Origin of the sequence: Desulforhabdus sp. TSK (assembly GCF_022836495.1) — a bacterium.
Lineage (GTDB): Bacteria > Desulfobacterota > Syntrophobacteria > Syntrophobacterales > Syntrophobacteraceae > Desulforhabdus.
In genome coordinates this window covers 37953-50546 of the sequence record NZ_BQXM01000002.1, presented here as the reverse complement: position 1 = coordinate 50546, position 12594 = coordinate 37953, and the positions used below count along the sequence as shown (strand labels likewise).

Here is a 12594-nt window from a genome sequence, read left to right as displayed (position 1 = left end):
TCATGCGGGGAAAGCAGCCCTGCTCCCAAACAGGGCCGTGCCGACGCGAATCAGCGTCGCTCCCTCCTCGATGGCGACTTCAAAGTCATGGCTCATGCCCATGGAAAGCTCCGTCAACAATTCGGGGTGCGGAGCCTCCTGCCGCAATTCTCCCAGGAGCCTCCGCAGCATCTGAAAATAGGGGCGAACGTCTTCAGGATTTTCCAAATAGGGAGGCAGGGTCATGAGGCCCCGCACCTCAAGCCCTTCGTACTGGGCAACCGCCCGGAAGAGCTGCAGCAGTCCTTCAGGAGAAACCCCGCTTTTGCTGACCTCATCCCCGACATTCACCTGGATGAGAACCGGTATCGTTCTCCCCCGTTTGAGCACCTGCCGGTTCAGCTCCTTGGCCAGGCTATCCCGATCCACCGTCTCCACCCAGTCGCAGCAATCCGCAGCCACTCTGGCCTTGTTGGACTGCAGATGACCGATGAAATGCCAGCTGATCTGCATGCCTGAAAAGGCTTCGATCTTCCCGGCGGCTTCCTGGATATAATTTTCGCCGAGAATCGTGATCCCGGCCTCAACCCCTTCCCGGACACGGTCCACGGGAACGGTCTTGGTCACCCCCACCAGGCGCACTCCCCCGGGATCGCGGCCGGACCGCAGGCAGGCGGCCTCCATGCGGGACCGTATGTCGGCAAGATTTTCAGCAATGGTGCTCATAGTCCTTCATTCCTTTTTCACGTGGCAGAAGCAGCCGGCGCGATGACTCCGTTTGCCGTGAGATCCTCCAGGGTTTCGCACAGGGGAAGCCCCACCACGTTGGTGTAGGACCCCTCGATGGACCGCACGAGAAAGGCCCCCATTCCCTGGATGCCGTAGGCCCCGGCTTTGTCCATGGGCTCCCCGGTGGCGACGTAGGCAGCGATTTCGGCGGCATCCAGGGGCTTGAAATGCACGAGCGTCCGGATGGAGCGGACGTGGACGAAATGCCTCAGCCCATGCACGAGACAAACGCCGCTGATGACTTCATGCCTCCGGCCCGACAGTTGCCGCAGCATGCCGACTGCGTCATCAACGTTTTGCGGCTTTCCGAAAATCGTCCCTCCCAGCACGACGATCGTATCGGCAGCCAGGACCCAGCGGTCCGGAAACTGTCGGGAGACAACCTGCGCCTTTTCTTTCGCCCACCCCTCCACCAGGGTTCGGGGAGCTTCCCCTTCCCCGCCCGTTTCGTCGATTTCGCTGGGAACGACCTCGAAGGAAAGCCCCATGGCGGTGAGCATTTCCCTTCGGCGGGGCGAGGACGAAGCCAAAACCAGGGGGTGCAGGTTGCGAAAGAGGGCTTTTCCCCCGGTTTCTGAGGGGCTCATGCGGACACCCATCGCGAGGATTGGGTCTCTTCCATCCGAAACACTCCATGCGCATTGCGGGTGGTCTGCCGGGCGACCTCTGTCAGGGAAGCGCCCCGCAGTTCGGCCACCTTTTCAGCGGTGTGAAACACGTAGGACGGCTCATTGGGCTTTCCGCGGAAGGGCACGGGAGTCAAATAAGGAGCGTCCGTTTCCAGGAGCAGGCGATCGAGGGGAGCCCGGCGCACGACTTCCTGCAGCTTGGTCGCTTTGGGAAAGGTGACGGTGCCGGGAACCGACAGATAGAACCCCAGATCCAGGCATCGCCGTGCAATCGCCCAGTCGCCGGAAAAGCAGTGGAGAACCACACCCTGGAGCGATCCCACGTAAGTCTTGATGATGGACATGAAATCGTCATAGGCGTCGCGGATATGAAAAACGACAGGGAGACCGACTTCACAGGCCAGTTCCAATTGGCGGTGGAGGCATTCCCTCTGGAGCGGTCGCGGTTGACGATCGCGATAGTAGTCGAGCCCGATTTCTCCCACAGCCAGGACCCGGTCTCGACGAGCCAGATCCCGCAGGCGATCCAGGGAACGCGGATCGAGATCGAAGGCATCGTGGGGATGGATACCCACCGTGGCGTAGAGCTCGGGACGGCTTTGAGCCAGCTCCACGGCTTTGGCGCTGGAAGGAAGGTCTATTCCTATGGTGATGATTTCAGCGACCCCTTTTTGGGCGGCACGGGAAAGGACCGCCTCCAGGTCTGAAAACTCCGGAAAATCCAGGTGTGCATGTGTATCGATGAGTGCTTCCAAGACGTCTCTTTCTTCTGGGAGCCCCTTCCTGCTTCAACTTACCTGAAAGATAAAGGTGTCATGACGGGTGAGTGGTGCCACCCAATAGCGTTGACTTAACCCACTTCCGTTATTCCGGAGAAAGCCGGGATCCAGGAAGATGAAGACAGTCTGGACCCCGGCTTTCACCGGGGTGACGTTGAGTCAACAACATTGGCGGTACCCCCCATGACCCTTTCCCCGGCAAGCACATCGGGGCCAATGTTCAACAAATGGCGAGCAGGCGTGCGTCCGCTTTTTGCCTTGCCCGCCTTTCCATCTCCATCTATAATGCGGGTCGTTTCAAAAGGAGCGACCCTTCGAGATTTCTAACGATAACCCATGAACCGACGGGACTGTTCTTTATGCAAAAGACCCTCATTTCTTTTATACTCGCCGCCCTATTTACCATGGTTCTGACATGTCAGGCAAGCTGGGCCGCAAAAGCTTACATCACCGATCCCCAGGATGTGCCCTTGCGGGCAGCCCCCGGGAAGCAGAAGAAGATCCTCGTGAACATTCCGTCGGGTGCCGGCGTGGAAATCCTGAAGGGCGAAGAATGGACGCTTGTGCGTTACACGCAGGCATCGGGCACTCCCCTGAACGGCTGGGTCCCCACAGCCGCACTGGGAGCCCGCCCCCCTGAGGCACAACTGACGAAGGAGCTTGAAGAGGAAAATACTCTCTTGAAGGAGAGAGTTGCCTCCCTGGAACGGGAAAAAACCGAGCTGGCACAAAAGCAGAATGACGTGGCAACGAAACTGAGCAAGGTGGAGCATGCCTACGATTCGCTCAAGACCGGCTCGACAGACTATTTGAAGCTGAAGGAGCAGTACGATTCCGCCAAATCGAACCTGGAAAGTGCCCAGGAGGAATTTCAGACCCTCAAGCAGGAGAACGACAGCCTAAAGCTTTCCCAGCGCATCAAATGGTTTGCAGCAGGAGGAATGGTCCTCCTCGCCGGATGGTTCATCGGATGGATCACTGGCCGCCAGGGAAAAAAACGCCGCTCCAATTACTTCTTTTAGGGTGTGTGAAGGCTGGGGAGGCGAGACGACAAAAAATTATAATCTATTGCTTTTAATAGAAATATTCTATCGGCATCCCCAAAGGTCACCCGATGGAGTTTTATTGACAGCCTGACGCGCCCTATGCTATTGACAGGCTGGTCCTGCTGAAAAGCCCCCGTAGCTCAGGCGGATAGAGCACAAGATTCCTAATCTTGGTGCCACAGGTTCGAGTCCTGTCGGGGGCACCACAAATTACAAGGGGTTACGAGAAATCGTAGCCCCTTCGTTTTTGTTTGAAATATCAGGGGACGCCCTTAATTCGTTAATTTGACATATCGGAAAGACGGGCTGGTCCTGACATAAGTTAATAAATTAAGGGCGTCCCGTATGGTTCCGGTTTTCGCTGGTATAAAGATCTAAGAATATTATAAAATATATTGAACTACTTAAGTTTAGCTTTTTGTACCAAAAAAGACTCCCCGCCGATTTGCAGAAAATCTTCGCTCATCGTCCCATTCCTTGACCCTGTCGATATTACTCTAGGGCGTCCAAATTGAATCTCGATTGTTGCCGGTTTTTTCACCCTCCAGAGCCCGGAGGGCTCACAGCTATTAGCGGGGGGTGAGGCCTTAAGGCCGATACCCCCGGTTAAGAATGAATAAGAATGAAAAAGAAGGAAACGACCCTGGAGGGGTCGCAGAATGCCCTTGCTGGCACCCCTTCAGGGTGCATGATCATGCTACCAGCCTACCGGTGGTATCGCCTTTGCTGGCTCAACCACCGGCTAATGGCTGTGATCCCTCCGGGATCAGGAGGGCCAAGAACCGGGCAAGAAATTCGGGCGATTTTGCCCCTTTTTGGACGCCCCAATATTACTCCCAATACTCCGCAGGATGTGTTGATGTGACTATTCATAGCATATCATCCAAAGACGGAACTGCTGAAGAACAAAAAACTTATACTCAGAGAATTAAACGTTGAAAAATGGTCAAGTTGCTTTTATACTTTAGATATGTTGCAAGCTATCTTTAGGCTCAATGCATCGAATCAACAGAGCACACAAACGCAAGGGCATTTTGTTCCATTTACAGGAGCAGATTAAAATTCGCCCCAAAATTTATCCAACAGCGAAGATGGACTAAATAGTTGTTTTATGTGGTTCATTGACTGGACTCCCCGGCCAATGAGGGCCGGAGGAATCAATTTTTCTGTTCGTGCGCTATGTGGTTCAGAAAAAATCGAGTTTCACGTTACCGTCATTTTACGTGAGGGGAAGGCGCTTGTGTAACTCTCCCTAGTGAGGGACTGAGCACGAGCTTGCATGACCCGCACATTTCCAGGAATGGCCGACAGGTGGCATAGGAGGTAACGACATATGAGCGACATGATGAAATCACCTGAGCCCCTCTATGAGCTCGAACGGAAGTTTAACAAGCAAGACACTTCCTCCCCACCGCAGTTTGGTGTTTGCCTTTCCGGCGGTGGACATCGATCCGCGGCGTTCGCGATGGGCGTGCTCCGTGCTTTGCACGAACGTGAGCTTCTGCGCAATGTCGATGTGATCTCTGCCGTATCGGGGGGCTCATATGCCTTGTCATGGCTCCTGTTGCAGCCTTACTATCACAAAGTCTCCAAGGATGGCCTCGAGACGTTTCAGGGGGAGATGCTCGATTTTGGAGGGCCTTTTCAGCGATATCTTGAAGAGAATGCAAAACTTCTTGGAGTCCAGCATTGGTCGGAACTTTTCGCAAAAGTGCTCTTACTTTTGCCTATCGATGCAGTATGGAACAATGTGCTACGTATAATACCCACTAATAATGCGGCTCTGCTCAACAAAGGGAATATATCTCGCAACCTATATTGCAAAGGTATACAAAAAGCCTATCAGCTACCCCCCCCCCAGTGCAGACAATCAGGCTTCCGCCAGTAAGCCATCTTCTGATGAAATACAGGCCAGAATAATCCTCGACCTGACATGCCACGACCTGACACCCGTGACGTTTCCAAGATTAAGCGATTTTGCACGCGGGATTGGACTCCCAAGCTTCGTCATCAATACCACGGTCGTCCCGCCCTCCCGCGACGCTCGTGTCCCCATGCGGCAGCGAATTTTCGAACTTGGCTCAATAGGCTTCGGGTCGGATTCGTGCGGCTATCTCACATGGAACAAAACCGAGAGATTCGGCAGGGATCATGGAGATCCATGGAAAATTGGCGGGTTTTGGAAGTGGTTCAAATTGAAGCACAAGCCTGGAGAGGAAGAAATGCTTGATGATTTATTAGGGTCGCCTTATGCCACAATCCGAAACTTTAACGTCGCTTCGGCCATGTCGGGCGCAATCCTCAGCGCTGGTAACATTGAAGAAGGATGGAAAAGCCGGTTGCTGCAACTCTTGAATCTGGAGAACGATTACGCGGTGCCATGTCCGGCGAAGCGGCAGGACGTAGTCTGGCTGAGTGATGGAGGGTATTCCGACAATCTTGGCGCTTACGCCCTCCTTCGCCGCAAATGCCGGACGATCCTGATAGTCGATGCGGGGTATGATCCCCCCGACAAATCATCTGGTTTGTATAAATTTGATTCGTATAACAATCTAAAGCAAGAAATGGAGAAGGATCGCGACCTCGGCATCGAAATCAATGTACCCATTGACGCATTCACTTCCGACAAGCCAATCATGGAGGGGGTAACAACGGAAAACGGCAAGCCCTATGGTAAGATTTTATACATCAAGCTCTCGAAGCATGACAGCTTGCTGAGGGATCAGGCGGAGACCATCAATGCATACGCTAAGAAAGACGACAAGACAAAAAGAGAGTTCCCCCACGAGTCCACTGTCGACCAGTATTTTGATGAGGATCAGTTTAAGGCATACCGAGCACTTGGTTACGCCATCACGCGAACTTTGCCAAATAACGTAGTTATTTAAAAATCTTATAGTAGAGGGCGACGCAACCACATCTTTGGGCCAATTTCCGATCCTTTTCGGTCCACCCCTTTCTTCAGCGTTGGGAACGAGCCCTCTTTTGACTCTGTGCCTCGGACACGGGCGTGAGTCTTCAATCCGGGCTTACAGGCTCAATCTCCTGAAGTGGAACAAGGCAGCCAAGGCACGATCTTATAACTACCACAGCGAGCAAAGCCTTTTCATCCATGGGAGACCGCAGGCCAATTGGCGGCATCCCAAGTGTTTTTCCCAAGTACGTGAGGATGAGGCCTTCACACCTGGCAAGGGTAAGCCAATGGGTGCTCGACAACACAACGACGAAGCGGATACTGCCTGGCTCCTTCTTCATGCAGTTTCTCCTTCCTTTGACGGCTCATGTGCCGCACGCAGCCATGAGCGACTGCTTTCAACCCCTATCGGCAAAATCGCAAAATGGCATTTGCTCTCAATCCACCTTCTACGCAGGAGTGAGCGATGGACAGCGACACCACACAACTCGCCGCACAGAATCAAGGGAGTGATGCAATTCAACAAGTCTCACTGGCCTGGTTGGCCTTGGTCTGTGGCGCCATCATGCTGAGTTTGCTGGGCTTTGCGCAGGCTCTGCGACTGCCGGGCGGGTACGGGGTCGAGGATGTGCTGGGCTGGAGCAATGCGGATTCGGTGAAAGCCGCGGTCGGCTATTGGGGTGAAAATGCGAGAGACATTATGGGCATGTCCATTTCACGCCGGCATATCGCAGCCATCTACGTACTCCTGGACACCTTTCTGTTCATGCCGCTGTATGGTGTCTTGATTCTGGGGGCTGGCCATCTATTGGCCAGGGAACTGGACGGCGGTACGGACCAGGAGCGCCCGTGCTTGCTGACCCTCTTGACGGCTGTGCTGGTCTTTCTGCCGGTGGGGCTGCTGCTGGCGGCCGACGCGGTTGAAAACTACGGCGGCGCAAGGCGCATAGGGATAAGCGGGTGGCTGTACGCAACGACACTGCTTTTCGGCACAGCGCTGGGTGTGGCGTTGGGCTGCTGGCGCCTGGCCAACTCCAATAATTGGCTGGATCGGGGCCGAAGCTGGACTTCCTGGACCGTGATCACCGGCCTGCTGTTGGTGGTGCCTGTAGTGGCCTATTTCTGCCCCTTTCAGGTTCCGGCAGCCGACTGGTGGGGTTTCTGGGCACATCGCGGGAAGGGTTGGCTTCTGCTTGGGGCGTTGCTCCCTTTGCTGGTTGGGGGGACGATTTGGCTTTTCGGCCTGGAACTGGACACGACAAGTAAAAAACATGCCGGCCGCGTGGCGAGAGTCCGCGGGGCGGCCGGCATCATCTGGCGGAGCCGTTATGTGCTCGTGGCTCTGGGCCTTTTCGGCGGGCTGTCGCTGGGGATGGACCAGTGCCGCGACGTGATTCTAGGCCTGGCCCGCTCGCCGCTGAAAGACCTGTCCGAGCTGAAGGGGTGGTGGTTACCTGTGGTGCAGATCATGACAGCGCTGGCCAATGCGCTGTTCGTGTATTCCTGCTGGTTGTGGACCCGGCTGGTCTGCCGCGTGCATGGGCCTGGCGATGTCGAAGACCTGGAGATTCTGATAGCAGAGGACCCGGAGCGCTTCAAAGCTCTCCACTGGCTGAACCGGTTTGCCCGCGCGTGGGCTCGTTTCCTGTCGATCTTGCCGCTGCTGTTTACGTATGCGCTGACGGCCTATGCCCTGAGCGACGCCATCCTCGACGCAGCCGCTATGGGAGGGGTTGCGCCAGGCAAAGACATTCCGACCCTCACCGAGACCTGGATCATGCTGGTGCTGTTCGGTGGCGCCACGGTAGGACTGGGCGGATTCTTCCTCTGGGTGCGGGGTCGACCGGGATTGGGCGACTATGAGCATTACAACCGCGAGAAGAGCGTTTACAAACTGCTGCACTCCCAGGAAACTCCCCCCGTTAAAAAGAACGAAAAGGACTTGGCGCATCGACTGCGCAGGGGGCTGAGCTGGATGACGCCGACCCGGTTGCCGTTGGTGGCGCTGGGCCTGATGGTGGCCATCCGCTGGTTCATGGCGCTGTGGCCGGACACTACCGCTCAGGCCCCTGCGGCGTTGGCGCTGATGGCGCTTGTCCTGATCTGGTGGCTGGGCGTGCTGGGGGCCTTGTCCCTGGCGGAGCACGCCCAGGCTCGCCCCTGGGTGCTTCTGGCCGTGGCGGTGATGGGCCTCGTCGCCTTTCTTGGATGGAGCGAGAACCACCTGCTGCCCCTCGCGCTCCCGCGGGTCGACGAAGCGGCGCTGGCTCAGCTTCGCCTGCACAATGCGTCGCTGCTGACTCTGCTCGCGCTGCTCGCGGCCCTGCTGTGGTGGCTGTTCACCGCCCATGGCGACAGGCTGCCCGACTGGCTAAAGTCTGGCTGGATAAAATTCATCGGTATGCTGGTCGCTCTCGTGATTGCGATGCTGGGGCTGCATGGCTTTGATCGGGCCGTGCCGGGGGCTAAAGGTGACGCCTGCCGAGCGCCTGGTGCGAACCGTCCCACTCTCGATTTGGCCCTTGAAGACTGGGTGAAGCAGTTGCCGGAAAGTCGAGAGCCGGAAAGGGTATTCCTGGTGGCCAGCGAAGGGGGCGGTATACGCAGCGCCTATTGGACGGCGCAGGTGCTGCGTCAGTTACGCCGCAAATTCAAGAACTTCGACCGCCGCACCTTCGTGATCTCCGGCGTATCCGGCGGTGCGGTGGGTGCGGCCGTCTACAGTGCTTGCCTCCGCAAGGGAGGCGCCGGCCAGACCGACGAGTTCCTGCAGGAGTGCCTGTCCGACGGCTTCAGCCGGATGGATGCCTTGACGCCGCTGCTCGCCGCATGGTTGTTCGAGGACAGCCTTGCGCGCCTGCTGCCGACGTCGCTGGACAAGTGGTGCCGGCAGCCCGGCTGCGGACATATGAGCCGTGCACTGGGCTTCGAGCGTGAATGGCTGCGCGTTTTCCCGGACTTGGCCGAGCCGTTGTATTCCCGCGGGAAGGGCCTGCCGCACCTGCTGCTCAACAGCACCTGGGTTGAAACCGGCGAACTGGCTGTGGCCGGCACGATCAAGCTGGATGAAGCGCACTTTCCAGGCGCGCGCGACGTGCAGAAACGACTGGGCGCTGATCTCAACCTGATGGCCGCTGCGCATGTGGCGGCCCGTTTTCCTTACATCAACCCGCTCGCAGGGGTGCAACCCGAATCGGTGAAGTTGCAGGGTCATTTGGCCGATGGCGGCTACTTCGACAACAGCGGCGCCGTCAGTGTGGCGCACGTGTGGCGGGCGATGAATGGATTGCGGTCGCTGGATCGAAATCAATGGGGGGCGACACTGCTGCTGATCCGGAACGGTGTGAAAAAGGCTGCCTGTGAAAACGTGCCCGACGATGGGCCGCCAGAGGATTGCATCGTGCCCGGGCGCCGGAGCCTTACAGACCCGGCCGAGTTGAACAAACCGGTCAGCCGCCGCAGCTGGAATCTGTACGCTGACGCGCTGGGACCGGCAGTTGCCGTCTTGAACGTCTCGGGCACCGGCGCCAATGGAAGGCGCGCCGTTGCGCAATTGAGCGCAGAGATCGAAGGAAATGCACCCTTGATCGATCAGTACCTGGAAGTGCCGGACTATGCGGATTTTTTACGCAGTTTGGCCTTCGAAGGGAATGTGCTCCTCATCGACCAGTACCTGGAAGAGGCATTGGCTCCTCTCGGCTGGTACCTCTCACCGCAGGCCCGTGAGGCGCTGGACCGGCAGGCCGATCGCATGGCGCGCGAGCTGCCGTGTTACTGAGCAGCGTTACAAACCAATGCATGTCCGAAAGGCTCGTTCGTTATTCCGGCCTTGATCCGGAATCTGGAAGAGCTGCTGGATGCCGGCTTTCGCCAGCTTGACGAAATGGAAATGGGCGCCCCTTTCTGTGGAGCTCTGCGGGGGAAGCATAAAGCTCTGGGAAAAAGTGGAGCCAGTAGCGGTGAAAGTACTCGAAGATCCCCTTATGCGTATCGATACCGAGGAACTCACCGACAACTTCCATCGTGATCACTTCCGCATCACTCAATGCAGGCTCAGATCCCCGGCTACGGAGTCCTTTACCTTGAGAGATGGCCTTGAGGTGATCATCTACACAACAGTACCTTCGATGATAGACTTTTTCATGGACAGTGTGGCCTCTCCTTCCTTTCTCGATCTCTCTAAGAAGAGGTTAATAACTTCTCCTCGAGAAAGGAAAGGCCTGCTGTCAAAAGTTGCACATGGGGTAAATTAAGAGCGTCCCACTTTGTTTCTGCCGCACCATCCCCACCGATGCCTGCAGCGTTAGCCCCTCCAGTCCATCGTTGACATAACGTTCAATACGGGGTTATTATGTAATTACATTTTAGCAGGAGGATTATCTGATGAAGACCCGTTTAGTTCGTATTGGGAATTCCCGTGGCATCCGACTGCCAAAGGCACTGATTATTGAAGCTGGGCTGACAGACGAGGTAGAGTTGCATGTAAGGGATGGAGCCATAGTGATCGAGCGTGCTTCCATACCACGGGCTGGGTGGGCTCAAGCTGCCAAAGAAATGCACGAACGAGATCAAGATCAACTATTGGACCCTTCTGATTCGACCCGATTTGAAGAAGAGGAATGGGAATGGTAGCGGGTGGAGATATTCGCAGAGGTGATGTATTCCTGATCAGCCTCGACCCTACTCGTGGGGATGAGATCCAGAAGACCCGTCCTTGTGTTATCGTCTCACCGGACGAGCTCAATGCCAACTTGCGAACATTTATTGTAGCCCCTCTTACCACCGGAGGTCATCCCTATCCCTTTCGCGTGGTCTGCAAGTTCCAGGGCCGTTCAGGCCACATAGTTCTTGACCAGATTCGCACTGTTGATCGTGAGCGCCTTGTACGGCGACTTGGAAGACTCGCTCCCTCTACCCTTGCGCATGCTTTGGCAATTTTGCAGGAAATGTTCACACCGTAGCCATGAGCTACCAGCAAAATGCAGCGGACGGGCGGGGATGCCTGGTTCTTTCTTCTTGCTCCCAGTCCGCCTATCGCTGATTTTAGGCGTTGGCCAAAGGATTTATCATCATGATTCGCAGATGTACGCCATCTGACCTCCAGCAAATGCATGCTGCCATCAACGACGCCGCTCAGGCATACAAGGGAGTCATCCCGGACGATCGTTGGCATGAGCCCTACATACCAATGGAGGAACTGGAGGCAGAAATTCGTGACCGAGTGGTCTTCTGGTGCTTGGAGGAGGACGGGCAGCTGATCGGCGTGATGGGCATCCAAGACAAGGGGGACGTCGTGCTCATTCGACATGCCTACGTGAGAACATCGCGTCGGCACGGTGGGATAGGCACCCAATTGCTGAAACATCTTGAAGGTCTTACAACAAAGCCAATCTTGATCGGTACATGGCGGGCGGCGATCTGGGCGATTGATTTCTATGAGCGCAACGGCTACTTGATTCAATCCCGAAAAGAGACGGATCGAGACCTCAGGCGGTACTGGAATATTCCGGAACGTCAGATTGAAACCTCGGTAGTGCTGGCAAAGTCCGCTGAAGGGGCGGCCAACCAATTGATCCAGCCGACATCGTGACCTCGGCGGCAAAGGCTTCGATGGGACCGCCGAAAAGCTGCGCCTCTCAGTTCCCGGTGGGCTTTGCCGCCGTGCGAACCTCAAGCTATACGGTCGGGCAAGAGAAAAAGAGATGACGACGAGATGCCAATGGTGTGGAGAGAGTCCGCTTTATAAAGCGTACCATGACAATGAATGGGGCGTACCCGTTCATGATGACCGCCTTTTGTTTGAATTTCTCATCCTCGAAGGCGCTCAAGCCGGACTGAGCTGGCAGACCATCCTCAAAAAGCGGGAGGGTTACCGTAAAGCATTTCAGCATTTTGACATCCAAACAGTCGCCTCTTACACTGTTAAAGACATCGATCGTCTGCTCAGCAACCCCGACATTGTACGCAACCGCCTCAAAATCCAGTCCACTGTCAAAAACGCACAGGCTACGCTTACCATCATTGAAGAGATCGGATCGTTCGACACTTTCCTCTGGCGTTACGTCGGCGGAACCCCCATCCAAAACACATGGAAAACCATCGACGAGGTGCCGGCTAAAACGGATCTTTCCGATGCCATGAGCAGAGACCTGAAGAAACGTGGTTTCAGATTTGTGGGATCAACGATTTGCTATGCATTCATGCAGGCCGTGGGAATGGTGAACGATCACACCACAGACTGCTTTAGATACAGGCAAATCAAAGAACTGGAAGTGTCCGGCAAGGATAGAGATGCTTTGGGACGGGCAAATCCCACCGGGTCTGCTCACCTTCCCATTGAATGATTGATTCCGGCATGTTCGTGCCTAACATAAGGGCAAATCAACCTATTTCCCATAACGACAGCGGCATGCCCCGGCTCCGCATGGTTTTCTTGGTCGTCGTCATGTCATGAAAAG

The 12594-nt window shown here is 55.8% G+C and carries 13 protein-coding genes and 1 tRNA gene; 10 read left to right on the top strand and 4 right to left on the bottom strand.

Annotated features, from left to right (window positions below; genetic code table 11):
* The 3 genes from MWC30_RS01570 to MWC30_RS01560 are packed head-to-tail and all read right to left on the bottom strand — an operon-like array spanning nt 1 to nt 2152.
* A complete protein-coding gene (locus MWC30_RS01570) occupies nt 1-705 on the bottom strand; it encodes a YggS family pyridoxal phosphate-dependent enzyme (RefSeq protein ID WP_244082393.1) in 705 nt (234 codons plus the stop codon).
* Between the two features lie 17 nt (nt 706-722).
* Nucleotides 723-1355 carry a nucleoside triphosphate pyrophosphatase gene (locus MWC30_RS01565; RefSeq protein WP_244082392.1) on the bottom strand — a complete coding sequence of 211 codons (633 nt, stop codon included), beginning with the start codon at nt 1353-1355 and terminating at the stop codon, nt 723-725.
* The gene (locus tag MWC30_RS01560; RefSeq protein WP_244082391.1) at nt 1352-2152 is read right to left on the bottom strand and encodes a TatD family hydrolase; all 801 of its coding nucleotides are present in this window, start codon (nt 2150-2152) and stop codon (nt 1352-1354) included. The genes MWC30_RS01565 and MWC30_RS01560 overlap by 4 nt, the downstream gene beginning before the upstream one ends.
* A 383-nt stretch (nt 2153-2535) precedes the next feature.
* On the opposite strand from MWC30_RS01560, the gene MWC30_RS01555 reads away from it, so the two are divergent.
* The 4 genes from MWC30_RS01555 (at nt 2536) to MWC30_RS01540 (ending at nt 6110) form a co-directional block, all read left to right on the top strand.
* Nucleotides 2536-3198 carry a TIGR04211 family SH3 domain-containing protein gene (locus MWC30_RS01555; protein ID WP_244082390.1) on the top strand — a complete coding sequence of 221 codons (663 nt, stop codon included), beginning with the start codon at nt 2536-2538 and terminating at the stop codon, nt 3196-3198.
* Between the two features lie 153 nt (nt 3199-3351).
* A tRNA-Arg gene (locus MWC30_RS01550) sits at nt 3352-3428 on the top strand.
* Nucleotides 3429-4555: 1127 nt separating this feature from the next.
* Nucleotides 4556-5110, top strand: a complete 555-nt coding sequence (locus MWC30_RS01545) for a patatin-like phospholipase family protein (protein ID WP_244082389.1) — start codon at nt 4556-4558, stop codon at nt 5108-5110.
* A 334-nt stretch (nt 5111-5444) separates the two neighbouring features.
* Nucleotides 5445-6110 (top strand): hypothetical protein, encoded by a 666-nt coding sequence (locus MWC30_RS01540; RefSeq protein WP_244082388.1) that lies wholly within the window; start codon nt 5445-5447, stop codon nt 6108-6110.
* Between the two features lie 130 nt (nt 6111-6240).
* On the opposite strand, the gene MWC30_RS01535 is transcribed toward MWC30_RS01540, so the two are convergent.
* The gene (locus tag MWC30_RS01535; RefSeq protein WP_244082387.1) at nt 6241-6477 is read right to left on the bottom strand and encodes a hypothetical protein; all 237 of its coding nucleotides are present in this window, start codon (nt 6475-6477) and stop codon (nt 6241-6243) included.
* A gap of 125 nt (nt 6478-6602) precedes the next feature.
* Between MWC30_RS01535 and MWC30_RS01530 the strand changes: the two genes are divergently transcribed.
* From MWC30_RS01530 to MWC30_RS01510, 6 genes are all read left to right on the top strand, one after another.
* Nucleotides 6603-9914: a patatin-like phospholipase family protein gene (locus MWC30_RS01530; protein WP_244082386.1), complete on the top strand. Its 3312-nt coding sequence runs from the start codon at nt 6603-6605 to the stop codon at nt 9912-9914.
* 79 nt (nt 9915-9993) lie between these two features.
* A complete protein-coding gene (locus tag MWC30_RS01525) occupies nt 9994-10389 on the top strand; it encodes a hypothetical protein (RefSeq protein WP_244082385.1) in 396 nt (131 codons plus the stop codon).
* Nucleotides 10390-10519: 130 nt separating this feature from the next.
* Nucleotides 10520-10768 (top strand): AbrB/MazE/SpoVT family DNA-binding domain-containing protein, encoded by a 249-nt coding sequence (locus MWC30_RS01520; protein ID WP_244082384.1) that lies wholly within the window; start codon nt 10520-10522, stop codon nt 10766-10768.
* Nucleotides 10756-11097, top strand: coding sequence for a type II toxin-antitoxin system PemK/MazF family toxin (locus MWC30_RS22810; RefSeq protein WP_368860775.1), 342 nt, complete (start codon nt 10756-10758; stop codon nt 11095-11097). The genes MWC30_RS01520 and MWC30_RS22810 overlap by 13 nt, the downstream gene beginning before the upstream one ends.
* A gap of 110 nt (nt 11098-11207) precedes the next feature.
* On the top strand, nt 11208-11726 hold the full coding sequence (locus MWC30_RS01515; protein ID WP_244082383.1) for a GNAT family N-acetyltransferase: 519 nt from the start codon (nt 11208-11210) through the stop codon (nt 11724-11726).
* A gap of 112 nt (nt 11727-11838) precedes the next feature.
* Nucleotides 11839-12480, top strand: a complete 642-nt coding sequence (locus MWC30_RS01510) for a DNA-3-methyladenine glycosylase I (RefSeq protein WP_244082382.1) — start codon at nt 11839-11841, stop codon at nt 12478-12480.
* Nucleotides 12481-12594: the final 114 nt, after the last annotated feature.

Excerpts from the sequence above, each read along its gene's own strand:
- MWC30_RS01570 (WP_244082393.1), bottom strand. The coding sequence starts at position 705 with ATGAGCACCATTGCTGAAAATCTTGCCGACATACGGTCCCGCATGGAG.
- MWC30_RS01565 (WP_244082392.1), bottom strand. The coding sequence starts at position 1,355 with ATGAGCCCCTCAGAAACCGGGGGAAAAGCCCTCTTTCGCAACCTGCAC.
- MWC30_RS01555 (WP_244082390.1), top strand. The coding sequence starts at position 2,536 with ATGCAAAAGACCCTCATTTCTTTTATACTCGCCGCCCTATTTACCATG.
- MWC30_RS01545 (WP_244082389.1), top strand. The coding sequence starts at position 4,556 with ATGAGCGACATGATGAAATCACCTGAGCCCCTCTATGAGCTCGAACGG.
- MWC30_RS01540 (WP_244082388.1), top strand. The coding sequence starts at position 5,445 with ATGCTTGATGATTTATTAGGGTCGCCTTATGCCACAATCCGAAACTTT.
- MWC30_RS01535 (WP_244082387.1), bottom strand. The coding sequence starts at position 6,477 with ATGAAGAAGGAGCCAGGCAGTATCCGCTTCGTCGTTGTGTTGTCGAGC.
- MWC30_RS01530 (WP_244082386.1), top strand. The coding sequence starts at position 6,603 with ATGGACAGCGACACCACACAACTCGCCGCACAGAATCAAGGGAGTGAT.
- MWC30_RS01525 (WP_244082385.1), top strand. The coding sequence starts at position 9,994 with ATGCCGGCTTTCGCCAGCTTGACGAAATGGAAATGGGCGCCCCTTTCT.
- MWC30_RS01520 (WP_244082384.1), top strand. The coding sequence starts at position 10,520 with ATGAAGACCCGTTTAGTTCGTATTGGGAATTCCCGTGGCATCCGACTG.
- MWC30_RS22810 (WP_368860775.1), top strand. The coding sequence starts at position 10,756 with ATGGGAATGGTAGCGGGTGGAGATATTCGCAGAGGTGATGTATTCCTG.
- MWC30_RS01515 (WP_244082383.1), top strand. The coding sequence starts at position 11,208 with ATGATTCGCAGATGTACGCCATCTGACCTCCAGCAAATGCATGCTGCC.
- MWC30_RS01510 (WP_244082382.1), top strand. The coding sequence starts at position 11,839 with ATGACGACGAGATGCCAATGGTGTGGAGAGAGTCCGCTTTATAAAGCG.